The sequence below is a fragment of the Pseudomonas sp. WAC2 genome (assembly GCF_030403525.1).
Taxonomy (GTDB): domain Bacteria; phylum Pseudomonadota; class Gammaproteobacteria; order Pseudomonadales; family Pseudomonadaceae; genus Chryseomonas; species Chryseomonas luteola.
Genome location: NZ_JAUEPD010000005.1, coordinates 442,426 through 464,680, shown reverse-complemented (window position 1 = coordinate 464,680; position 22,255 = coordinate 442,426). Strand labels below are relative to the sequence as shown.

13 protein-coding genes are annotated in these 22,255 nt (G+C 54.2%); 5 read left to right on the top strand and 8 right to left on the bottom strand.

All coding sequences use genetic code 11. From position 1 onward, the window contains the following. Nucleotides 1-40: 40 nt before the first annotated feature. On the bottom strand, nt 41-2,503 hold the full coding sequence (pqqF, locus tag QWJ10_RS13825; RefSeq protein WP_289927184.1) for a pyrroloquinoline quinone biosynthesis protein PqqF: 2,463 nt from the start codon (nt 2,501-2,503) through the stop codon (nt 41-43). A gap of 372 nt (nt 2,504-2,875) precedes the next feature. Here pqqF and hhe point away from each other — a divergent pair, with 372 nt between their 5' ends. Further along, nucleotides 2,876-8,194, top strand: coding sequence for a DUF4011 domain-containing anti-phage protein Hhe (gene hhe / locus QWJ10_RS13820; protein WP_289927181.1), 5,319 nt, complete (start codon nt 2,876-2,878; stop codon nt 8,192-8,194). Between the two features lie 44 nt (nt 8,195-8,238). Here the strand turns inward: hhe and QWJ10_RS13815 are convergent, their stop codons facing one another. The 3 genes from QWJ10_RS13815 to QWJ10_RS13805 form a co-directional block, all read right to left on the bottom strand. Next, the gene (locus QWJ10_RS13815) at nt 8,239-8,682 is read right to left on the bottom strand and encodes a globin domain-containing protein (RefSeq protein ID WP_289927179.1); all 444 of its coding nucleotides are present in this window, start codon (nt 8,680-8,682) and stop codon (nt 8,239-8,241) included. Nucleotides 8,683-8,927: 245 nt separating this feature from the next. Then, on the bottom strand, nt 8,928-10,403 hold the full coding sequence (locus QWJ10_RS13810) for an aminoacyl-histidine dipeptidase (RefSeq protein WP_289927176.1): 1,476 nt from the start codon (nt 10,401-10,403) through the stop codon (nt 8,928-8,930). Nucleotides 10,404-10,509: 106 nt separating this feature from the next. Next, nucleotides 10,510-10,875, bottom strand: a complete 366-nt coding sequence (locus tag QWJ10_RS13805; protein WP_289927174.1) for an HdeA/HdeB family chaperone — start codon at nt 10,873-10,875, stop codon at nt 10,510-10,512. 982 nt (nt 10,876-11,857) lie between these two features. Here QWJ10_RS13805 and QWJ10_RS13800 point away from each other — a divergent pair. The 3 genes from QWJ10_RS13800 (at nt 11,858) to QWJ10_RS13790 (ending at nt 16,660) form a co-directional block, all read left to right on the top strand. Continuing rightward, a complete protein-coding gene (locus QWJ10_RS13800; RefSeq protein ID WP_289927172.1) occupies nt 11,858-12,151 on the top strand; it encodes a hypothetical protein in 294 nt (97 codons plus the stop codon). 1,340 nt (nt 12,152-13,491) lie between these two features. Next, nucleotides 13,492-15,780, top strand: a complete 2,289-nt coding sequence (locus QWJ10_RS13795) for an autotransporter outer membrane beta-barrel domain-containing protein (protein WP_354669629.1) — start codon at nt 13,492-13,494, stop codon at nt 15,778-15,780. A gap of 49 nt (nt 15,781-15,829) precedes the next feature. Next, nucleotides 15,830-16,660 (top strand): alpha/beta hydrolase, encoded by an 831-nt coding sequence (locus QWJ10_RS13790; protein WP_289927168.1) that lies wholly within the window; start codon nt 15,830-15,832, stop codon nt 16,658-16,660. A 173-nt stretch (nt 16,661-16,833) separates the two neighbouring features. Here the strand turns inward: QWJ10_RS13790 and QWJ10_RS13785 are convergent, their stop codons facing one another. Continuing rightward, a complete protein-coding gene (locus QWJ10_RS13785; RefSeq protein WP_289927166.1) occupies nt 16,834-17,622 on the bottom strand; it encodes a nucleotidyltransferase domain-containing protein in 789 nt (262 codons plus the stop codon). Between the two features lie 492 nt (nt 17,623-18,114). Further along, nucleotides 18,115-18,873 carry an outer membrane beta-barrel protein gene (locus tag QWJ10_RS13780; protein ID WP_289927164.1) on the bottom strand — a complete coding sequence of 253 codons (759 nt, stop codon included), beginning with the start codon at nt 18,871-18,873 and terminating at the stop codon, nt 18,115-18,117. Between the two features lie 387 nt (nt 18,874-19,260). Here QWJ10_RS13780 and rtcR point away from each other — a divergent pair, with 387 nt between their 5' ends. Beyond that, nucleotides 19,261-20,868, top strand: coding sequence for an RNA repair transcriptional activator RtcR (gene rtcR / locus QWJ10_RS13775; RefSeq protein ID WP_289927163.1), 1,608 nt, complete (start codon nt 19,261-19,263; stop codon nt 20,866-20,868). Between the two features lie 115 nt (nt 20,869-20,983). Here the strand turns inward: rtcR and QWJ10_RS13770 are convergent, their stop codons facing one another. After that, nucleotides 20,984-21,472, bottom strand: coding sequence for an RNA 2'-phosphotransferase (locus QWJ10_RS13770; RefSeq protein WP_289927162.1), 489 nt, complete (start codon nt 21,470-21,472; stop codon nt 20,984-20,986). Nucleotides 21,473-21,568: 96 nt separating this feature from the next. Then, entirely contained in the window at nt 21,569-22,246 is a 678-nt protein-coding gene (locus tag QWJ10_RS13765) for a DUF799 domain-containing protein (protein ID WP_289927161.1), read from the bottom strand. Nucleotides 22,247-22,255 lie beyond the last annotated feature (9 nt).

Sequence of the window (22,255 nt, the reverse complement as noted above, 5' to 3'; positions counted from 1 at the left end):
GCACTTAAGCTAGTTTACCCTGATATGGTGCGACGTATAGTTACAGGGTTCGCCAATGTGTTTCTGTCGAGACATGGTTGGCTAAACAGGTCCAGCCGTGGTAGGCGCTGTGTAAGGCATGCAGAGCGTGCTGAAGGTCGTCAGGGTGCAGAGCCAGGATCGCTTTGCGAAGATCATCAAGATAGGTCGGCGGATAACCTCCCTGATGGGCGCTCCATAGCTCTTCACCCAGCTGGCGGGTGTCGAGTGCACTAGGTAGGAACTGATCGGCAAGGACCTTTTGCTGCTGCTCGAATGGCTCATGGGTCAGTGCAGCGATGTCGGTCGGCAACCGGGCAAGAAACGCCTCGATATGATTAAGGATGTCTGCGGTCGTCACCGTTGGAGACTGGATGCCAAACACGAGCGTTGACCGTCCCGCGATCTGACGAACACTGGAAAATACCGCATACCCCAGCTGCAGCTCCACACGCATGCGCTGGTAAAAGCGCGTTTGCACGAGATGGCCAAGGAACCGCCAGGCGGCCTCCTGCCGGATGTCATGGGGCGGTGCCGGACAGGCCAGCAGAACGGCATGTTCAGCCGAGTGCCCGGGAACGGTGTGCCACCATCGACCACTACGGCTTGGCAGGACTAGGGGACGCTGCGCAGGTACTCCGGGCAAGTCCAGCAAGCAATGGCGAAGCGAGTTCAGCTCCATCTCCGAAAAGCCGATAGACAAGCCATCCCACTGTGCAACAGACCATTGTCCGGCAAGCTGGGCGGGGCCTTCCATTTCCTGACCTGCCTGATCCGTCTGGGTCTGAGGAGGCTCCGCCATCAGATCGGTGAGCCGGCTTATAAGCTGCCTGATAGGCATGCTGTTCGGCTCAGCGGGCGGCTGGCTGAAGGCTTGCCAGGCTTCGTGGCTGGGCCTATGGAGGATAGGGATGAGCGCATGGAGTACAGCCGGAATCGCCTCACTCAAGCCCGTCAGCCTAAGCTGCCATTGCTGGCCAAGCGTGCTGAGGGAAGCCTCAACACCTGCCTGGCGTGCCTGATGGACGATAGCTTGCAGTGCGTGGTTGAGTGTGCGGACGAGAGCCGGTTGATAAGCGGCCGGTTCCAGAAAGTGCCAGCGGATATACAGTGCACCTTCACCCAGGCCGGCAGCCGCTTCCTGGATACTCTGAAGGGCGGGTAGCGAAACGGAATCTGCTCCCGTCTCGATCTGTGCAGGCACGAGGAACGGGTTGAGCGGTGGAAGCGTCCAGTTCAGGGCTGGCGCTTGCTGACGCTCGCATGCGCCTGGAGCAGGAAGCAAATTATGTTCAGGCTTCAAGTGCCCGAGCAGGTGTCGCAAAGCGGTTACGCCAGCGCTTGATAGACCTGGTGCTTTCAACCCGTCGTCGAGAAGTGACCGGGCCAGTGGCAATGCGGCGCTGGTAGCACGTGTTCGCTGCGCGAGGCGCGTGTACTCCGCCTGTAGCTCAGTCAGATCAGGCTGGCGTTCCAGGAACGTCAGCCAGTCGAAAAAGGCATGAGCTATCTGTGATGACGCTTTAATGCCTGCCTTGGTCAAGGCTATTTCAACAGCGAGTACCGCCTGCTGCCTGAACTGATAGAGCGGCTCCAGCGTCAGCGTCTTGATCCATCCTTTCTTTCGCAAGGTGCTTATCAGGCCGCCGGTATGTTCGGCGTGCGTCCAGAGAGCCAGGCAATTAATGGCCTCACGACTATCAGCGGGCAGGTCTTCCAAGGCGAACAGCAAACTGAGCGTCTCTGTGTTCGGAGGCTCTATTGGTGCGATGCGTTCTGGAGGAAGAAGCGCAGGGGGCGATAATGGCTCGATACGCGCCCCCGCATTGAAGCTAGCGCCGTAACGGTCTGCCAGCTGGCGTAGTTCATCCAGGGGCTGTGGTCCGACCAAGACCAGCGTCATCTGTCCGGCTTGATAGAAGCGCTCGTGGAAGCCTTTCAGTGCTGCTTGAAAACGCAGGTTGGGCACGAGCAGGCTGTAGCGGTTGCCCGCATGGAATGCTGTGACAGGATGGCGGCGCGACAATGGGTGCATCTGCCACGTCAGGCGGTGCGTGCGGGTATCCCTTGACCAGGCAATAAACTCGGCATGGATAACCTCGCGCTCGCGGCGTTGATCTTCGTGGGCAAGACGCGGGCGGACGAGCATGTCACACAGACGGGCAACTCCGCCTTCCAGCGCGGCAGGTGGCACCTCGAAAAAAAAGTCCGTGGTGCGATCCCGTGTACTGGCATTGACCTGCCCGGCATGGCGTTGCACGTAAGCCATCAGGCCTTCATCAGCGGGATAGACCTGCGTGCCCAGGAAAATAAGGTGCTCAAGGAAATGTGCAAGCCCGGGCCATGCGCTATCCACATCATGACTTCCTGCGGCGACCCGAATGGCGGCCGAGGCCCGTTTGAGTCGAGGCACCTGTCCCAGAATGACGGTCAGGCCGTTGGCAAGGCGAAGGGATTCGAATCGGGTGGCAGACAGGTTATTCATGGCAGTCGTTATGCACCGGTGATATGCACAGGGCTTGTTGGAGCCGCTCTGCGGCTTTGTTGCAGGCAGAAATGCATCGTTAGGCTACACGGATAAGGCCATGTCCGACCATGTCTCAAGAAATTGCCATGCTTTAAGCAGAACTTTTCCGGATATCGCGTGCTTTTCAGGTGTATTTATGTACAGTATCTGATGTGTATCGATACATTGCGGATCAAGGCGCTTTAAAGCGCACAGTGTATGGCGCTCGCCATTACGGTCAGTGTTTTCTGTTCTTCATCTTTTCACCGACAGACTGACTTATCTATTGATGACCGTTGATTTGAATACCGACAGCCTGGCTGTCGGTCTGCTGTTTTGAGGACGTTGTTCGTGGACGACACTACAGGCTCATCCGTCAGCCATCTCTCCAACCTCGAGCGGCTGCGAAGCCGTCTGCTCGATCTCAGCGCCCGTAACCGGCTGCTCAATTTTTCCCATGCGCGGAGCAAGCGTTTCGTTCGCGTGATCGACGAGCTTCCGGACCAGTTGTTCGAGATGCTGCTTTCCGAGCGCTCGATGCGCTTTGCGGCCGTGCCTGAGCCTACGCAAGCGTTGCTGCTGCAGCATGGCTTTCTGGAAAAAGACCCCTGTACGGGGCAAATGCGCGAAGTTAAAAAACTACCTACTGCAGACGAGTGGGCTGCTGTATTGGGCATGGCTTCCAGCTATGAACTTCCCATGCCGACACTGGCCGAGGCGCCTGTCGTGGATGACAGCCTTTTGCGGCTTGAAAACGAAGGGGGCCTGATCGAAGAGCCTCCCGTGCTGGAGGAGATCCGGGAACGCAAGCACTCGGATGAGTCCATTCAGAGCCTTTATTTTCCGCCCGAACTCGAGGCGCGCCTGCAGATTCTGCATGCCCAGTCACGGGTCGCGCTGGAAGAAAGCGGTGCGAATATCCTGTATCTGGCCATTGGCTTTCTGGAATGGGACGAATCTGTAGCCGGTAGCAACAGTACGCGTCTGGCGCCGCTCATGCTTGTGCCCGTGCAGCTGGAAAAAGGCAGGCTCAACGCGGAAACCGCGACCTTCGAATACCGTATCCAGTACACCGGCGAAGATATCCTGACCAATCTGTCGCTCAGGGAAAAGTTGCAACTGGACTTTGGAATTGCGTTGCCCTCCATCACCGAAGAGCTGACGCCCGAGGCCTATTTCCGTCTGGTACAGGATACAATCCTCAGGGCCAAGCCTACCTGGCAGGTGCGCCGGTTTGCCTCGCTCGGCCTGTTCGAATTCGGCAAGCTGATGATGTATCTGGATCTTGATTCGGAGCGCTGGAGCGACGGGCAGCTGGGGACGCATCCGCTGGTACAGCGCCTGACAGGCGCCTCGGTGGATGAAAAGGAGCCTCTGGCCGAGGCTGGATTCAGTGCTGAATACGCAATTGATGAACTGCCCGAGGTGCACGAGCATTATCCGCTGATCGACGATGCGGACAGCTCCCAGCATAGTGCGCTGGTGGATGTCATCCGGGGTGAAAACCTGGTCATCGAAGGGCCCCCTGGTACCGGCAAGTCCCAGACCATTACCAATATGATCGCGGCGGCCATGGCTCAGGGTAAGAAGGTGCTGTTCGTGGCAGAAAAGCGCGCAGCGCTGGAGGTGGTCAAGAATCGTCTAGAGCGAGCAGGGCTGGGTGATTTCTGCCTGGAGCTGCACAGCCATAAAAGCCAGAAGCAGGCGGTGATCTCCAGTATCCGCCAGCGAATCCAGAAACGGGGTACCTTTCGTTCGCCCAAGGAGCGACAGGCTCAGATCGAGCACTATGAACGTCTGAAGCGACAGCTCAACCGCTATGTCGAGCAATTGCATGCTCCCTACGAGCAGGTTGGCATGACGGCGCATCAGATTCTCATGCAGGCGACCCGTTTGCGTGAGAGCCTGCCTGTGGCGCCTTCCGAACTGCATCCTGTGTATGACTTGCCTGTTTCGCGTGTACAGCTGGAAGAGCAAGCCAACTTTTACGCCATCTACTACCGCAAGACTGCGCAGGAAGCTGGCGAGCCGGGACGGCTGGAAACCCATCCCTGGTTTGGCTGCCGCCTCACCCGTTTGACCGGCACCGAGCGGGAAGGCCTTATGTCGTCGCTTGAGCATGCCCGGCAAGCGCTGACCCGCTTTGCTGCGCTCAGGGCTCCACTGGCCGAACGGATGGGGGCACCGGCGCTCGCGCAGTTCACGCCCCAGGCACTGGCTGATCTGGCGGAGCGCCTTCCCGCGTTGATCCTCCCGCAAGGCGACGAGGATTGGACATTGCTGCCCTTGCTGGATGAATCATCCTGTACAGCATTGGGTGACTGGCTGGAGCGGTTCGATGCCTTGCTCAAGGGGCAGGAAGCCCTGGCGCGCCGTTTCAAGCCTGACGCCATTCGTTCCGCCGATATCTGCCAGTTGCTTAACCGGGCTTGCGCTGCGCTACGGTTGCATGTGGAAGGAGAGCTGGACCTGTCACAGGCGCTGGACCTCATGAAGCGAACCCGCGACCTGATGCAGGCAGCTGCTCAGGTCAATACGGCCGTGCAACACCTGCAAGAGCAGGGCGCGGCAGGCGAGTGGATAAGCGACCGGGAGGGACTGGAGCAGCTGGGTACGTTGCTTCTCCTGGCGCAGGCACTGCCGGCCGAATTGGTCGAGGCGCGTCAGCGAAGCTATGAAGACGAGGCGCTCGATATCCTGCTCTCCAAGCTCGCGGATCAGCTGCCCGAACTGCGCCGTCAGCGTGAGCATCTATCCAAGGTGTTTTCGTTCAGCCGCCTGCCCGATAGCCAGCGTCTGGAGGATCTGCATCGCGTGCTGTCCGATGCGTCTCTGCTGCGCTGGTTCAAGGGCGAGTGGCGAGCGGCCAAGGCAGAACTGCTGACGCTGGTACGGCCCGGTGTGAAGCTGGGCGAAGGCATCGACGCGCTGGTGGAGGCCGTCGCGTTTCAGCGTGAAAGCACGGCGCTGGCGCAGAATACCGGCTATGCCCAAAAGCTGGGGCCACTGTTCAAAGGGCTAGAAACAGAAGTCGATGAGCTCTTGCGTCTGCGCGCCTGGTATCGTCAGGTCCGTGAAACCTGCGGGCGCGGCTTTGGTGCCAAGGTATGGATTGCGGATTACCTGACCAAGGCAGACGCTGCGGACATCGCCGCGTTACAGGGTGAGGCCGATACACTGCTGGCCTATCTGGGAGAAGTAGAGGATTTAAGGCAGGACCTCGAAACCCTGTTTACCTTTGATGCTCATGATCTGCGCACACAGCCGCTGCTGGCCGCTGACGGTGTGCTGGTCCGCCTGCTCAAGAGCGTGGGTGGGGCACTCAAAGCGATGCTGCCCCATGTTCGGGAGCAGAATCCAACGCTCAATGGGTTGCAGGCACAGATCAAAACCCTGGAGGCATGGCAGCAAAGCGCTACCCAGCTGCGTCAGGACCAGCAGCTTGCGGCTGTGCTGGAAGGCCGCGAGCTACCGACCCTTGAGCAAGCCTCAAGCGCCCGCGCCACCCTCAACTCCTGGCGTCATACCGTCGAGCTTGCCCGGCCATTGCTGGCGTTGTCTGTTGGGCGTGATCTGATGGCACGTCTGGCCGAGGAGGACGCGGACGGCGCCGAACGCCTGATCCAGGAGTGGCAAGAGCAGGCTGCGGTCATTCAGCAGGCCATGGCAGCCTGGGAGGACCGTCTGGACGCCTTTCTGGTGCGAGGAGAAATCGAGCCTGACGAGTGGTGGCAGGTCGTTACGGAGCCGACATTCGAGGCGCTGGAAGCACGTTTGCGCCGGGCGTCCGAACGTGAAGACCTGCTCGATCACTGGTTCGAATACCGTCGACTGCGTAGCCGGCTGGCTGATCTTGGTTTCGAGTCTACCGTTGTGGCCATTGAGCGGCAGCGACTGACTGCAGATCAATGCGCCGACGGCTGCCTGCTGGGCTTGCTGGACCGCTGGGCCTGCCAGATCCTAGAGGATAACCCAGCGCTGGGGCAGTTTTCCGGTAAGGAACAGGAGGCTATTCGAGCGCGCTTTGCCGAAATCGACCAGGCGCTCAAACAGATTCAGCGCGACGAGGTGGCGTACGACATCGATCAGGTAGAAGTGCCTGCCGGCAACAACTCCGGCAAGGTGAAGGAGCGCACCGAGCTGGCCCTGCTGGAGCACGAAGCCAGCAAACAGCGCAGCCATCAGCCGATTCGCAGTCTCATGCAGCGTGCCGTCAAAGCACTGCAGGCACTCAAGCCCTGCTTCATGATGAGTCCGATGGCGGTAGCGCAATACCTGCCCGCGGGCGAAGTGGAGTTTGATCTGGTGGTAATGGACGAAGCCTCGCAGATGCGTCCCGAAGAGTCCTTGGGCAGCATTGCCCGCGGTCGTCAGCTCGTAGTCGTCGGTGATCCGAAACAGCTGCCGCCCACCAACTTCTTTGCACGCCAGGGAACGGGAGACGACGCAGAAGATGAAGACCTGTCCCTCGCTCAGGATTCCGAAAGTATCCTGGATGCGGCCATGCCCTTGTTCCGGCTGCGCCGCCTGCGCTGGCACTACCGCTCGCGGCATGAAAGCCTGATTGCGTTTTCCAACGCGGCCTTCTATGACGGTAACCTGGTGGTCTATCCCTCACCGCATCGCGAGTCGGCTGAGTTTGGCGTCAAGTTTGAGCGTATCGGCAACGGCCGTTTCGTCGAGCAGCGCAACGTAGAGGAAGCCGAGGCAGTTGTGGCAGCGATTGAGCATCACCTGCTCAATCGCCCACAGGAGTCCCTGGGCGTGGTTGCGATGAACGTCAAGCAGTCTGACCAAATCGAGCGCCTACTGGAGCTGCGCGCCAAGCAGAACCCGGAGCTTCAGCTTGCCTGGGAGCGTAATGCGGGACTGGCCGAGCCGCTGTTCATCAAGAACCTGGAAAACGTGCAGGGGGATGAGCGAGACGTCATTTTCATCTCGTTCACCTACGGCCCCATGGAGGCCGGTGGCAAGGTGCCCCAGCGCTTTGGCCCGATCAACAGCGACTCGGGTTGGCGACGGCTGAACGTCTTGTTCACTCGCTCCAAGAAGCGTATGCACATTTTCACGTCGTTCACGGCATCGGATGTACTCGTTACCGGTACGTCGAGTCGTGGCGTACACGCGCTGCGTAACTTCCTGCACTATGCCGAGACGGGGTATCTGCCGCGCGTGGAAGAAACCGCACGCGCCCCGGACAGCGACTTTGAGATTGCCGTCATGGACGCCTTGTCCCGCCACGGCTACACCTGCGAGCCGCAGGTTGGTGTGGCAGGCTTTTTCATCGATCTGGCCGTGCGTGATCCTGAGCAGCCAGGACGTTATCTGATGGGAATTGAATGTGATGGGGCGGCTTACCACTCAGCCAAGTCCGCGCGGGACCGGGATCGGTTGCGTCAAAGCGTCCTGGAGCAATTGGGCTGGCGGATCCGCCGAATCTGGTCAGTGGACTGGTTCCGTAACCCTCGTACACAGCTCGATCCCATTATTCATGAGCTTGATCAACTACGAAGGGAAAGTCCTGTCTCTGCCAAGCAGTTGAGCGAAGAGGAAAAGACCATGGAGCATGAGGTTTTAGATGCAAGCGTAGGGACCCACCTGCTGGCTGAGCCTCCTGTTACAGAGATAGCAAATCACGGCCCGGACGATATGAACCCGCACGTCCACTAAAATAAAGGCCCGCCAAGCGCGGGCCTTTTGCTGGAGCCTGCCTGTTAGCAGGCTTCGCCGTACAGCGTTTTCTCACGGTTGATCATGATATCTGCCAGGAACCAATAGGCTTCGCCCCAGGCATTCAGGATCTCGTCAGTGGCCGCATCACCCAGTACATCCTTGATGGCTGGAAGCAGGGCATTGGCAACTGCAGGGTAGTGTTCGGCCTTGACGTGTGTGGCTACGTGCCGGGCGCAGATCTTGTCCACTGCACCCTGAATCGCTTCCAGATGGTCTACGTTCTTGGCAAAGGCCAGGATGGCGGCAGCTAGGCGTCTGGGTTGTTCGCCCGACTTGTGGGCGGCTTCGTCGAACAGCGCCTTTATGTCTAGGTCGACAAACAGACGCTCGTACATGCGGGTCGTAATGGCAACGCCATGCTCCTGAATGACAGGTGCCGTCGATTTGATAATGGCAATGGTTTCAGGTGATAAAGGCTGGCTCATAAGGCTTCCTACCGTATTCTCAGGCTGCTGCAAAAGACGGCCCTGTTGTCATCAGGCTAGTGTTATCGATAGCAGCGCCTCTCGGCGGAGGGCTTGCTTGCAGCCTAGACCACCGCGCTGATACCGCTGCAAAGACACGAATCGATGGACTCAGCCTAATAAGGTTGCGAGGCGAAGGTATTGATATATGTCATGGTGCCTGCAATAGGCCAGACACCATGACGAGCGGTCAGGCTCAACGGGTCTCAGGAAACCTTGAAGCCCGGCTTGATATGCGCCACCAGATCCAGGAAAAGCGTCCATGTACGCTCGGTAGACGAAATGCTCAGGCATTCATCGGGTGAGTGTGCGTTACGGATGTCCGGGCCGAAGGAGATCATGTCGACATCCTGCAGCTTGGCACTAAACACGCCGCACTCCAGTCCCGCATGGATTCCTGCCACTTCAGGAGCACGGCCATATTGAGCGGTGAAGCGTTCAACAAACAGGTCGCGTAAAGGGGATTCCGGCCGGAAGGGCCAGGCAGGATAACCATCATGCAGTTCGAAGCGTGCACCGATCACCCGTGCCAGGCCCTCGAGCTTGGCAACGGTCGCCTCCATTTGCGAAGGCTGCGAACTGCGGCTGGCGCTGCCAAAGCTGATTTCGTCGCCTACGATGTCCAGAGTGCCCAGATTGGTAGAGGTTTCTACAAGGCCGGCTATATCCGGGCTCATGCGTTGAACACCTTGGGGCATCAGGATCAAGGCCTCACTAAGGGCCGTGGTCGTGGTTTTGGCAAAGCAGCGCTCCGGCATGGACGCGGCTTCTAGTGCGAGTTCAAGACCGGGGTCAGCCGTCACGTATTCCTGTGAAAGCCGTTCGTACCATGTCTTCAAGGTGGCGTCGAAAGCGTCGATGTTGTCTGGAGAGATAAGCAGCGTAACTTCAGCGCGGCGGGGTATTGCATTGCTTTTGCCCGAGCCTCCCTGTACATGCGCAACACGGAGATCGTGCTTGGCCAGCAGATCACTCAGGATGCGCCCCAATAACAGAATCGCATTACCACGTGGCGTATGAATATCCAGGCCTGAATGTCCCCCTTTAAGGCCACGTACGTGCAGTTTCATGGCTCTTGAGCCGGCAGGAACGTCGCTCCACTGGATCGGAAGACGCATATCGCTGCGATTGCCACCCGAGCAGCTGGTAAACAGCAGGCCCTCTTCTTCGCTATCGATATTGAGAAACAAGCGACCCTTCAGGCCGGATGTATCAAGTTTCGAGGCCCCTCTGAGACCTACTTCTTCCTGGGACGTGAAAATAGCCTCCAGTGGAGGGTGCGGAATGTCGCGGCTTTCCAGCAATGCCAGCATGAACGCCACGGCAATGCCGTTATCGGCGCCTAGGGTAGTACCATCAGCCTTAAGCAGGTCGCCTTTAATACGCAGCGAGATAGGGTCGCGGTTGAAGTCGATGGGGTTGCCTTCGTTCTTCTCGCACACCATATCGGTATGCCCCTGCAGGATGGTTACAGGCGCATCCTCATAACCAGCGCTACCTGGCTTGCGGATAATGACGTTATCCAAGGCATCGCGTTCAGCCTGTAGGCCATGGCGACCGGCAAATGCCATCAAGTGATCAGCAACAGCCTGCTCGTGGAAAGAGGGGCGGGGGATAGCGGAAAGCGCTGCGAAATGACGGAAAACTGCAGCCGGGGCAAGATGCTCAACAGAGGCCGACATGGTGGCTCCAGAAAAAGGAAAACGTTGAGCGTCGGCTGATGCTGCTAGCGAGTCAAGCAGTTTTACCCATGAAGCACCCGCCAGAGCGCCTCATGAGAAGGGCGGCTTACTGGTTCATGCGCTGGCGATAATCCACCAGCTCCTTGCCCAGCGCCTCGGTGGCATCCTGAAGCGTATCGATCGGACGTTTGCGGCAATAATCACTGATCCATTGCATGCGCAGGCTGTCATCCATGCCTTCTGAAATATTCTTGATTCCACTGCGGGTGGACTCATTGAAGAAGGTGAAATAACCCGACACCCACTCACTGGCATACGGCTTATCAGCGCTCCAGGTACTGAGCAAGTCGCGGCAGGTCTTGGATCCAATACCCAACGCCTTGATGGGCTCATCCCCATCGGCGGCAAACGCCCCTTGCGCCAAGCTGCTCACCAGTGCCAGCGTCATGGCTATCCCTGTCATTCGTTTCATGGTCGTCCTCATGGGTTGGAAGCGTAACGTACCTTTATAGGGCGAGACCTGTAGAGGATCAATACTATGCTTGGTTTTTGCCATGGCAATCATGGCTTTATTGAGATGGCAGCTGTTTTTCGAATAAAACGGTTTGTATAAGTTTCGCTATTCGCCAAGTTTAGGTAAGTATTTGTAAATGGGTACTTTAAATAAAAATTAGAAACCAGGATTCGGTAGTATCGTTACATGATTCGCCGCCGATAAAAATGGCTATATTTCAGTTATGATAAATAACTGTTGGAGTGATATTCCTCGGCTGCTTCTTGATTTAGAAGGCGTAGAAGAAAAGCTTGATGAATTCAGCGAATTTATGTGGGAAGAATCCACTGCTTACAGTGAGTTTCAATATGATATTGAGGGAAAACAATTCTAGATTGTTATTCTGCAGGCACTTATCGAAGCTGCTCAAATAAAAGAGAAATACAAAGCCTTATAAATGAAAAGCCCGACCCTCAGTTCCCAGTTATTAGAGAATATGACGTTCCGTCTAAAAAAGGCTTTTACATTTATCATGCGGTTGAAGGGGATAGTCTTGGCGAAGACTATCCTGTTGGTTACAATGGTTCAACTGAAATGGGAGACTATTTCAGGCATTTGATTCCTACAAGAATGGCATGTATTTCAAATATCCCTGCTTCCTTGAGAGGTATAATTGTTATTTCTAATGTACTAGACTTTTCCAAAGGCCAGTTAATACCTAATAAAGATATAAATAAAGTATTTCCCAGTTTATATGGTAAATCTTAATTCACTAGCTCGGTCGGATCCGCTAAACCTCATCCAGGCTGATGTCGTCCCGGCGACGGTCATAGGACTGTATCGTTTGGGTCGAAGAAAGGAATAATTTATGACTTTTACTTAGCTAAAAAAGCTTGAATCTGAGCTGGATTGTTGTGGCATATTTTATGGAGATTTTTTTACTTGCTTTCATCAGCTATCGTTGAAAGAAAAACAAGTTTTACTGGATTTTAAGCGATGCGTCGAGGGGTTCGGTTTTAATGTTAGAGGAGGTCTCTTTTATCTACTTGATCAAGACTGGGATGACCCGTCAGAGTTTAATGAGGTTTCCTTCTTTATAGGTGATGTGGACAGCTCTTCAATTTCTGTGCCTGAGTTTGTAAGCGCTATGGAAGTGGCTGTATTAACATATGTAAAAGAATTTAATGATGAAAAAGATACGGTTTTAAACTGCTTATCAAAGCTAAAGCTTAGATATTCAGCTTTTCTAGATTGAGGAGATGGGTTGTATAAAATTTGCTTTTATAATGTATTTAAGTTTTCTAGGTGTGGCATTTCTTTAATGGGTAGAATTTAAATTTATTGCAAAGAATTTGCATGCATATAATAGATATAAAGTCTATAATTTAACAAATTCCCTTTTAAAGCATAAAAGTAGCTATATGGATAACCTTGTGTCTGCATACGCCGTTATCCACGCCCAAACGGCCTGATATCACGGATATCAAATAACCCTGGATACACCTTATGTTCCAGGGGCATGGCTACCTATCGAGCCACTACCGGTTTATCAGAAGCAGTACAGCTTTCTATAGCGATATAGTGAGGTACGACTGTATAAGCCCGCTCAGCACAAGCGCCTATAGTCGGATTCGCTCGACCTCATCAAGGCTAGATATCATCTAGGCGTCAGTTATAATGCTGCGTGTTCCGGGTCGAGGAGTGGTTGTCCATAGCTGCCGCGTTCTCTAGCGTGCTGGCATTTTTCAGGTACACGGTAATCCCCGTGGCTCGGAAGGTGTGTTGCCAATCGGCGTCTCGATCTCTGTCGCTAACGTACGTCTCTTATTATGGTATGGGCGATAGTCTGGGCTGCGGTCCTTTGAGAGCCAGCTTGATGCGGTGCTGATCGGTGATCATGACATGCTGTTGTCCTGTCTATAAATGCCAGCAAGGCTGTTCCGCTCCATGAATAGAACCGCTTGTCCAAGTCAGGTAAGTCTGCCTCAAGTTTCTGCATAAAATGCCGAGATGTATCTGAATAGATACAAAGACACCGGAAGATTTCACGGATGAAAATAGCTTTAAAGCGTTTGTACGCCATGGATGAGGAATCAAGAGTATGAGTGCAGTCAAAATATCCAGCCTCATGCCTCCTGCCGCTTATAGCCTATCTAGTTTTGCCGGAAGCCCTTCATACCCTTATGCAAGTGCCTTTGTGACGCCTGCTCTTCAGTTCCGCCTCTGGTTTACCCCATTTTTTATTTTTCCTCCCGCTTGTATAGCTGCATTGACCTGTGGCTGAGCTTTTTTAATACCTAATCATTTCATCAGGATGTAGTTATGAACAGGACTTTATTTCGTCGCAGCTTACTGGCAACAGTCATTTCCGCTATGGCTGTTCAAGCACATGCGCTCGAATATGATTTAGGTAATGGATATCGTTTGTGGAACAGCGAAGCCGTTACAGAATCGCTTAATTTAACGGGGCAGCGTAATCAGCAGAGTAGCACCGACAAAATGGGCGTTGAGTTCACGGGTGCAAATATCCAGGGCTCTTTAATTTCTCAGGGAAACTATTTTTTCTCAGGCCTTACCAGAAGCAGTGGAATCACAATGGATCCTTTTGATCCTTCCGTTGCAAACTCAGTCATTGCGGGAGATCTGATTAATAAAGGCAACATTACGCTAAGCAATGTTGAGTATGCTGAAGGCATCGAAATCGGTAAAGCCATGGTTTCCGGCTCGATCATCAATGCGGGTAACATACTTATCACAGCAGCTTCTGATAACAGCGAGGCCGAAGGTATTTATCTACACGGCACTACTATCGGAAAAGACTTTGTTAATAGTGGAACAATCGATGTTCGAACACCTTATGCAACAGGGCTTATTCTTGATCGCGAGAGCGATACGCCTGTAAGCATTGGCGGCAAGCTCATCAATACAGGCCTCATTCGTGCCCAAGGTTATTCTGCTAATGCCTTTGATATTGAAGCTCCTACATCACCGCTGCGCATAGAAAACCAAGGCACTATGGAAGCCATTGGCAATCAATCCTTTGCGGTTGTTCTGTACGGCGGGCAGATCGATTTCTTTTCCAACAGTGGAACTATCCGAGTGGCAGGAGAAAACTCGAAAGGTATTGTGTTCAAAGGAACTACCTTTGCAAACAATGCTGCGCTTGAACAAGGAATTATCAATACAGGTCTTATTGAGGCGGACGGTACTGCTATTGAAGTAACAGGTGAGCAGCTTTCTCCTTTTGCCATCAACCAGCGTGCCGGCCTGATCAAGGGCGGTCAGACGGCGATTGATGGCGGTAGCCTTGCAACCCTTAACTGGATAGGTGGACGTATCGACGGCGATGTGCTGGATATGGCTGCTGTTAATGTTTTAGGCAGCGCTCAGTACAGTGGCGGGACTATCGCCGCGCCGCGTGTCGATATTGCATCGGGTGGCTCGTTGAATCTTGAGCAGGCAGGCTCGTCGATCAACGGCGATTTGCAGGTTGCCTCAGGTGGCACTATCGATATGCGTCTTTCCAATGCGGTTGATCCCAGCGCGGCGTACCTGACCGTTAACGGTAAGGCGGCATTTGCATCGAGTTCCAGCATTGCCTTAAGTGCAAAGCCGCAGGACTTTACGCCAAGTGCTTCGGGTACGCAGTACACATTGGTCAAGGCCACGCAGGTGCAGGATAACGGGCTGCGTGTTGCCAGCGCGTCCTCCTTATTGAAGGTGGACAGTTACGCGACGGACGCCCAGACCGTTAACGCAGTGGTCAGCCTGAAGGAAGATAAGCAGGTCGACGCTGATCTGGCCAATGTGGGCGCATCGCAGAACGCACGTGACGCGGTCAATAACTTCAAGAACAACACTATCGGCGGGTTGACGGCAAGCGATCCGGTATTCAAGGCGTTTGCCAATGCAGGGTCCGAGGAGGCGCTAGCACGTCTGGCTGAGCGGTTGAGTCCTGAGGTCAACCGTGGCTCTGTCCAGGCGGCGGTTGCAGGCCAGAACCTCGTTAACAGCGCTATTGGCAGCCGAGTCCGAGGCATGCGTTCGGGGCTTTCGTCTGGTGATGTGCTGACCGAGACAGGCGTTTGGGTTCAAGGCTTGAGCAATACGTCCGATCAGGATCAGCGTGATGGCGTTGCAGGTTACTCGGCTAACAGTTCCGGCATTGCTATTGGGGCTGACGGTAAGCTCAATGAGCGTACAACGGTAGGTGTTGCCTATAGCTATCTCAACTCGAACGTAACATCCGATACGAGTAATAAAACGGATGTGAAGGGGAATGCCTTTACGTTGTATGGCAGCTATGACTGGCAGAACTGGTTCGTTGACGGCAGTTTGACTTATGGTCGTAACGATAACGATGGCAAGCGCTATATCGCCGAGACGGTTGCCAAGGGCAGCTACGACAGTGAGCTGTTCGGATTGAATGCGCTTGCAGGTTATTCCTACACGTTTGCCGAGCAGTGGTTGCTCGAACCGCGAGTGGCTGCGCGCTATAGCAACGTTAAAATTGATGGCTATAGTGAAAAGGGCTCTTCAGCAGCGCTGCGTAATAACGCACAGCGTTATGAAGTAGGTGAGCTAGGTGCCGGTCTGCGTGTAGCGGCTGATTTCCCGCTGGCGCAAGGCAACCTTCAACCTGAAGCTACACTGATGGCCTACCACGATTTCATTGGTGATCGTGTCAGTGGTACTTCATCGTTCCTGCTCGGTGGTACGCCTTTCGTTACGACGGGAGCCTCTCCTGTTCGTGATACCTATGAGGCTGGTGTAGGGGTTAATTACCAGCTGGGAGCCGTCAGTGTGGGTGCGAATTACAACTACACGGCAAAGACAGGCTACCAGTCTGATACCTTCCTCTTGAAAGCGCGCTACGCATTCTAATGAGTACAGGCGGCCTGCTGATCCAGCGGGCCGCCTGATAGGTAGTTTTATGTTGGCGTCTTTTTACCGCACTTTGGGCGTATTGCTTGTTATCGCTCTGCTGGGCGGCTGCACAAGTCCACGAGAGCAGCTTGGCGGCCTAGCTGAACAAGCAGGCTATCGACTTGAGACACTCTCCACTCAAGCATTCCCTTTGCAGACAGTCTTGCCTGCACATTTCAATCCCAGATCCGTTTTGCGTGTTTACCTTGAGGGAGACGGGCATGCCTGGGCTACCGCCTCCCAACCTAGTCTTGACCCCACCCCCCATGAATTGTTGATGGCGCGCTTGGCGATGTCAGATCCCGGTGGCGCAGTTTATTTGGCGCGGCCGTGTCAGTTCATAATGTCTAATGGCTGCTCTACTGCAGTCTGGACGAGCCAACGGTTCAGCCAGGCGGTTATCAGTAGCATGAGCATGGCGCTGGATGCGTTGAAGGTGCGTACGCAAGCAACGAAGGTAGAGTTGGTAGGGTATTCAGGCGGTGCTGCTATCGCGCTGTTACTAGCTGGGCAGCGTAACGATGTTGTGAGTATTCAGACATTGGCGGGCAATCTGGACCCTGTCGCCTGGACTGAGTGGCACCAATTAAGCCCTATGTCCGGCTCACTTGATCCATCGAGTTATAAAGCGCGATTACGCAGCATTCCGCAGCGGCATTTGGTAGGTAGTCGCGATACTGTTGTGCCGTGGCAGTTGTCGAAAGCGTTCGCTGGCAAGTTTGGAGATCAAGCGTGTATCTCTATTATTACCGTTGAGGCTGATCATAATGAGGGTTGGGAAGCGGCCTGGCGAGCCTGGGAAGGAAAGCCGCTTCCTTGTCATAGGACTTCTGAATGACTTGGTTGTATACCTACCGATCAGGACCGACTCCTGTCGGTAAGCATGGCGTCAAAGCTAGACGTCCATGTGCTTTAAATAAGGTAGGTAGGGGTGAATAGAGCGTATCTGGCACCTTGCAGGCGGCCAATGGGCCGCCTGCAAGGGTAGTTCAAGAGCAGCGCCACCAAGTGTTATGCATGGCGCCTCACGACGTCCCGCAGGTAGTCATCCAGTAGGCGACTATCTTCTGCGGTTCGCTCCAGAACGGGCACAGGACGTTCCAGTTGCTCTTCGATGAAAGCATGCAGAGCGGGTCGGCGAGGGCCGTAAGTAGCCTCGTCGGCGTTTCGCTTCAGTGCAAGCAGCTCGTCTATTTCAGCAAGCAGGGCACGGTCATCCACCGTACATAACAGCTCATGAAACGTCATAGGCGGTCGTCCGAGACCCTGATCGATCCAGCGTACGGCCAGTAGAGGACGCAGTACATAGAAGTATTTTTTGAAGCGAACCGTTTCATTCTGCAGATAGCCTCGAAAGTTTTTCTTGGCCATTGAAAGGTAATGGTTACGAGCTGCTGGTGGACTGTAAAACGCTTCGGCTAATGTGTTGAGCCGCGCTGTTTCCGCTGGCTCGCTACGATACACCAATGGTGAATCGAGCCATTCAAGCAGGGTTGGATTGGATTTGCGCAGAAGACCGAGTGCTTTGCGCAGCTCCCAGCCACTGATATCCAGTTCATCGCTCAAGGGGCGTTCAATAACGTCCCGCGGGGCGTCAACCTGTATGAACCAGTCGGGTTTTTCCACGTAGATAAAGCGTACATCGTAGTCGCTATCGCGCGAGGCAAAACCCCAGGCCCGACTGCCTGACTCACAGGCATACAAAACGGTAACGTTGCGCTCTTGCTCCAGCTGAGCAAGTTCTTGCAAAACGCGAGTACGCATTTCAGTGGATAGTGGGTGACGTTCAGTGCTTTCCATGGCATGAGTCCTTTCAGATGGGGGCTTTATGCTCCAGTGAATGCTCCATCAAATCCAATGGAAATAAAAATGTAAAGACCGAACGGAGCGTGTGTATGAGCAAGGCTGACCAAAGGCCATTACCTATACGTTAGGAAGGTAAGGGGTGTTATTGAAAAAAACATTAAGAAACTTATCTGACTGAAAAGCTAAAGGCATGGACTTCTGGCTTAACACTGAATGAATAATGATCTTAAGTTAGCCAGTATAGGAATCGTTAGACAAGCAATTGTGGCCTCGGTAAGCCAGCACGCTGTTTATAATGCGGTGGCCAATCGATATCAATTAGATCGGCGTGTATTAGTGATGTACAACTTTTTTAATGTTATTTGTAAAATGGTGATTCAATTAATTATTGATCGAAGTCTTTCGGCAGAGTAAGCGATATCTCATTAAGAACGAAACCCGAGTTTCCTCGGGTTTCGTCGAATACGATAGGCGTATAGCCAAACGTTAGAAAGCCAGCGCTACTTTTGCACCGTATTCATTGGCCTTGAGTTTGACATCGTCGGCGACGTCGAGGTTGTTCTTGAGTTTGTATTCATTATGAACATAGTAAACGCCGACCATGACAGGCATGGAGTTGGCACCCTGGTTGAACAGTACGCTCATCTCGGCGTATGGATTGGTGCGGTCGCGAAGATCAACGCGGTCGCTGCCTACATCTTCAACTTTGAGGCGAGCCCGGGCGTTGAACGTGCGGCGTGCACCGGCTTCCAGGCGGAAGGTTGTCGCCTCATCAAACTGATGGTTATAGCCCAGTGCAGCCTTAGCAAATGCACCTTTGGTGGTCAGCTTGACATCTTCGCCACTGGTATCAGGCTCATAGCGTGTCCAGCCATAGCCGCCACCTACCAGAGCATCAAGATAGTTGGTGTTGTCGATGGCCATGCGCCAGCCAAGATCGACATCGCCTTGAGCTTCCTTGAGTTTATTGCTGTGTCTTTCACCAAACTTGACCTTAGCTTCGCCTTGATAAATGAAGCCTTCCTCACCGGTCATCTTGTTGCCGTAGTTATAGAACACGCCAGCTTTAGGCAAATGTCCATTATGCGAGCCCAGGTTGGACTTCAGCTTGTACTGATCATAGCTGCCAGTGATACCGGCTGTAGAAATAGGGCCGCTGGTGTCTGCCATAGCGTGAAAAGAAAAGGCAGCCAATACAGAAAAAATAGAAGAATGAATCCAGCGATTGCGTGCTTTGATAGTCATAAAATACTCCTGAACATAACGCTATAATGTTACGTGGCAAGCTCGCTTGAATTCAGATTGAGGTTAATGATAATAATTGTTAGCTAGCTAATTGATAGATGGTTATTGATTAGCTGGCTGAATGTCGGTGCTTTTATACCGCTAGCGCCGGAGCGATAGTGCCTTGATGCAAGTAATACGAGAGTGGCATTCGGCAGGAAGCATTCCAGGTTTCTCTGCTTCGCGGCAGTAAGAGAGACAGAAGGTTATGGCCCTGTTTTGCGCAGAAGCGACGGGTGCCTGATAGGCTTAGAGTCAGTTCTGCTAAGCCCGGCCGATTGATCCATTGAGACGCCAGGGCCGGAACCTGTTTAGTATTGGTCACTTCGCTTAATAAATGAGATAGGGATGTCAGGCAAAAGAACAGTTGCCATTGGTTTTATCGGCTCGACGCTAGATCGGGTAGGCCAGGGCGCCAATCGCTGGAGTAAATGGCGTCCAACGGTTGGGCTATGCCAGCAGCAGGATCTGCTTGTCCACAGGCTTGAGCTGATTCATGGCACTGATGCGCGGGATGTGAACCTTGCCGAGCGGCTGAGAGAAGATATCCATCAGGTATCGCCGGAAACCGAGGTGCGCCTGCATGCCTTGTCGCTACGTAATCCCTGGGATTTCGAAGAGGTGTATGGCGCACTGCATGACTTTGCAGTGGACTATGCCTTTGATACCGAGCATGAGGACTATCTCGTGCATATCACGACGGGTACGCATGTCGCACAGATCTGCTGGTTTCTGTTGACCGAGGCCCGCTACTTGCCTGCAAGACTCATTCAAACGTCACCCGCCAGGCGTCGTGATGAAAGCAATGAGGTATCAGGAACCCATGCGCTGATCGACCTTGACCTGTCTCGCTATGACCGTATCGCTACCCGGTTTCAGCATGAGCGCCTGGAGGGTCTGGCCTTTCTCAAGTCAGGCATTGCAACACGGAATATGGCCTTTAACCGGACCATCGAGCAGATCGAGCGCGTCGCCTTACGTTCCAAGGCACCTCTGTTGCTAATAGGGCCTACAGGGGCTGGCAAATCTTTTCTGGCGCGCCGCATTTATGAGCTCAAGCGCAGCCGACATCAGGTGGATGGACGCTTTGTCGAGGTCAACTGTGCCACGCTCAGGGGCGACGGTGCGATGTCTACCTTGTTTGGTCATGCAAGGGGGGCCTTCACTGGCGCACAGAGCGCGCGCGAAGGGCTACTTCGTGCGGCTGACGGCGGTGTATTGTTTCTGGATGAAATTGGTGAACTGGGCCTCGATGAGCAGGCCATGTTGCTCAAGGCGGTCGAGGAAAAGCGCTTCTTTCCGCTGGGCTCGGATAGAGAAGTGACCAGTGATTTTCTACTGATGGCGGGCACGCATCGGGACTTGCGCAGCCGCGTAGCGGAAGGGCTTTTCCGTGAGGATCTGTTTGCCCGCATCAATCTCTGGACGTTCGACTTACCCGGGTTGGCGGGGCGGCGAGAGGACATTGAGCCCAACATTGACTTTGAGCTGGAGCGTCACGCTCGGGAGCAAGGACGCCTGGTGCGCTTCAATCTGGAAGCGCGGCGTCGTTACCTGAATTTTGCCATTTCCAGCGAGGCTGCATGGAGCGGCAACTTCCGCGAGCTGTCCGCCTCCATTACACGCATGGCGACTCTGGCGGACAGCGGACGAATCGATGAGGCAAACGTGCAGGAGGAGATCAACCGGCTGCGCCGTGCCTGGGGGCTTCAGTCGTCAAGCGATGGGCTGGATCTGCTTCTGGGCGACCGGGCCGAGGAAATGGACCTCTTTGATCGTCTGCAGCTCGCGTCTGTCATCCGCATCTGCCAGCAGGCGGATAGCCTGTCTGACGCGGGGCGTCGACTGTTCGGCGTCTCACGACAGGCCAAGGCCCAGCCGAACGATGCCGATCGGTTACGCAAATATCTGGCGAAGTTCGGCTTGGAGTGGGGGCAGGTAAAAAAGGGGACGTGAAGCGAACATGTATTTCCCAAAATGAGCCGTGAGGCGTGTTATCAGCCAGCTGTGCTCATGGCTCTGAAATAAAATCAGCAGGCACATGCTCTACCAGCCAGACGCCATTGTCAGCCTAAAAGAATCGATGGCCCTGTTGATGCATATCCAGGGCTCTGATAACCAGCACTACCGGCTGGCCATAACGTTTGCCGACATTGATGGCAGTATCGGTATTATCAGAAAGATGAACGTGGTGGCGTGAGCCTGGAATCAAACCTTTCTTTCGTATCGATTCCAGAAAACGGACAGCTGTACCATGGTACAAGCGTTCGGGAGGTACTTTTTGGATGTGCTGAAGAGTAACCTGTGAGGTGGAGTGACCTTGAGCCGCCCGTATACGCGTTCCGTCGGGCGATAAGCTGAAGCGCTTTTTATCGTTGCCAACCACAACTTCTCGTATCAGGTGCTCGTTGAGTTCTCGGCCATGTCTGGCCGCGCCTGCGATCAACGTGGTGATCTCAACCCAACCTTCGCTATCGAGCGCTATGCCGATTGCCTGAGGCTCATGCCTGAGGACGTAACTCAGAAATTTGCTCGTTTCGATAAGCCTCTGATTGCTCATCGAGTCCTCCATTCAGCTGCGTGTATTTCAGCGTAGGCGGGGTAATACAGGCATTGGGCGGTATTGCTTGGCAATCCGCCCAATAAGAGGCTCTGACTAGCGTCCTGCAATGGGCTCATGGCCGTAGCTGGGCGAGTGTGGGCCTACCAGGATGCCGTTGGGACGGCCAGCCGACAGCAAACGAAGGCTAGTGATTCCGGCAATTTCATGGCCTTTATCGCTGATCGAGTTCGCAATCTGGTTTATAGCGGCTGTGATCAGTAAACCAATCAGACCGCCACCGCTGTTCTGCTGCTGCTCAGCTGTACTTGCGCTTGCTGCACCTTGCCAAAGCAATTTGCCGCTGCGCAAATCGACGAGTTTGGCGGAAGCCGTTACAACCGTCTCACTGCTGATGATGGCATATGTACTGCCATAGCGGCTGACCTCCACATACATGGCAGCATCTGCGCCAAAGATTTCACGAAGCTTGGCAGGCGGTGCCGCCTGCATTTCGTCAGGGGTTAGCAGGCCGTTTTCCTTGAAGGTTTCATCCACAAGGGCGACAGGTAAAACGTAATAACCGGCTTCGGCCAGAGGGTAGGTCAGCTGTGAAAGTACGCTGTATGTCGCCTTCACATCGGGCGACTTGTTTACGGGCGGCAGAATGACAATGGAAGCCGGTTTGCTTTCCCTGAAGGCCGTGTAGTCATAGGGCTGCTGCTGGTTAGCGCAACCTGCCAGCAAGCCGAAAGCAGACAGGATAAACAACGCTTTGAGATAAAAACTGCGCATGGGATAGCT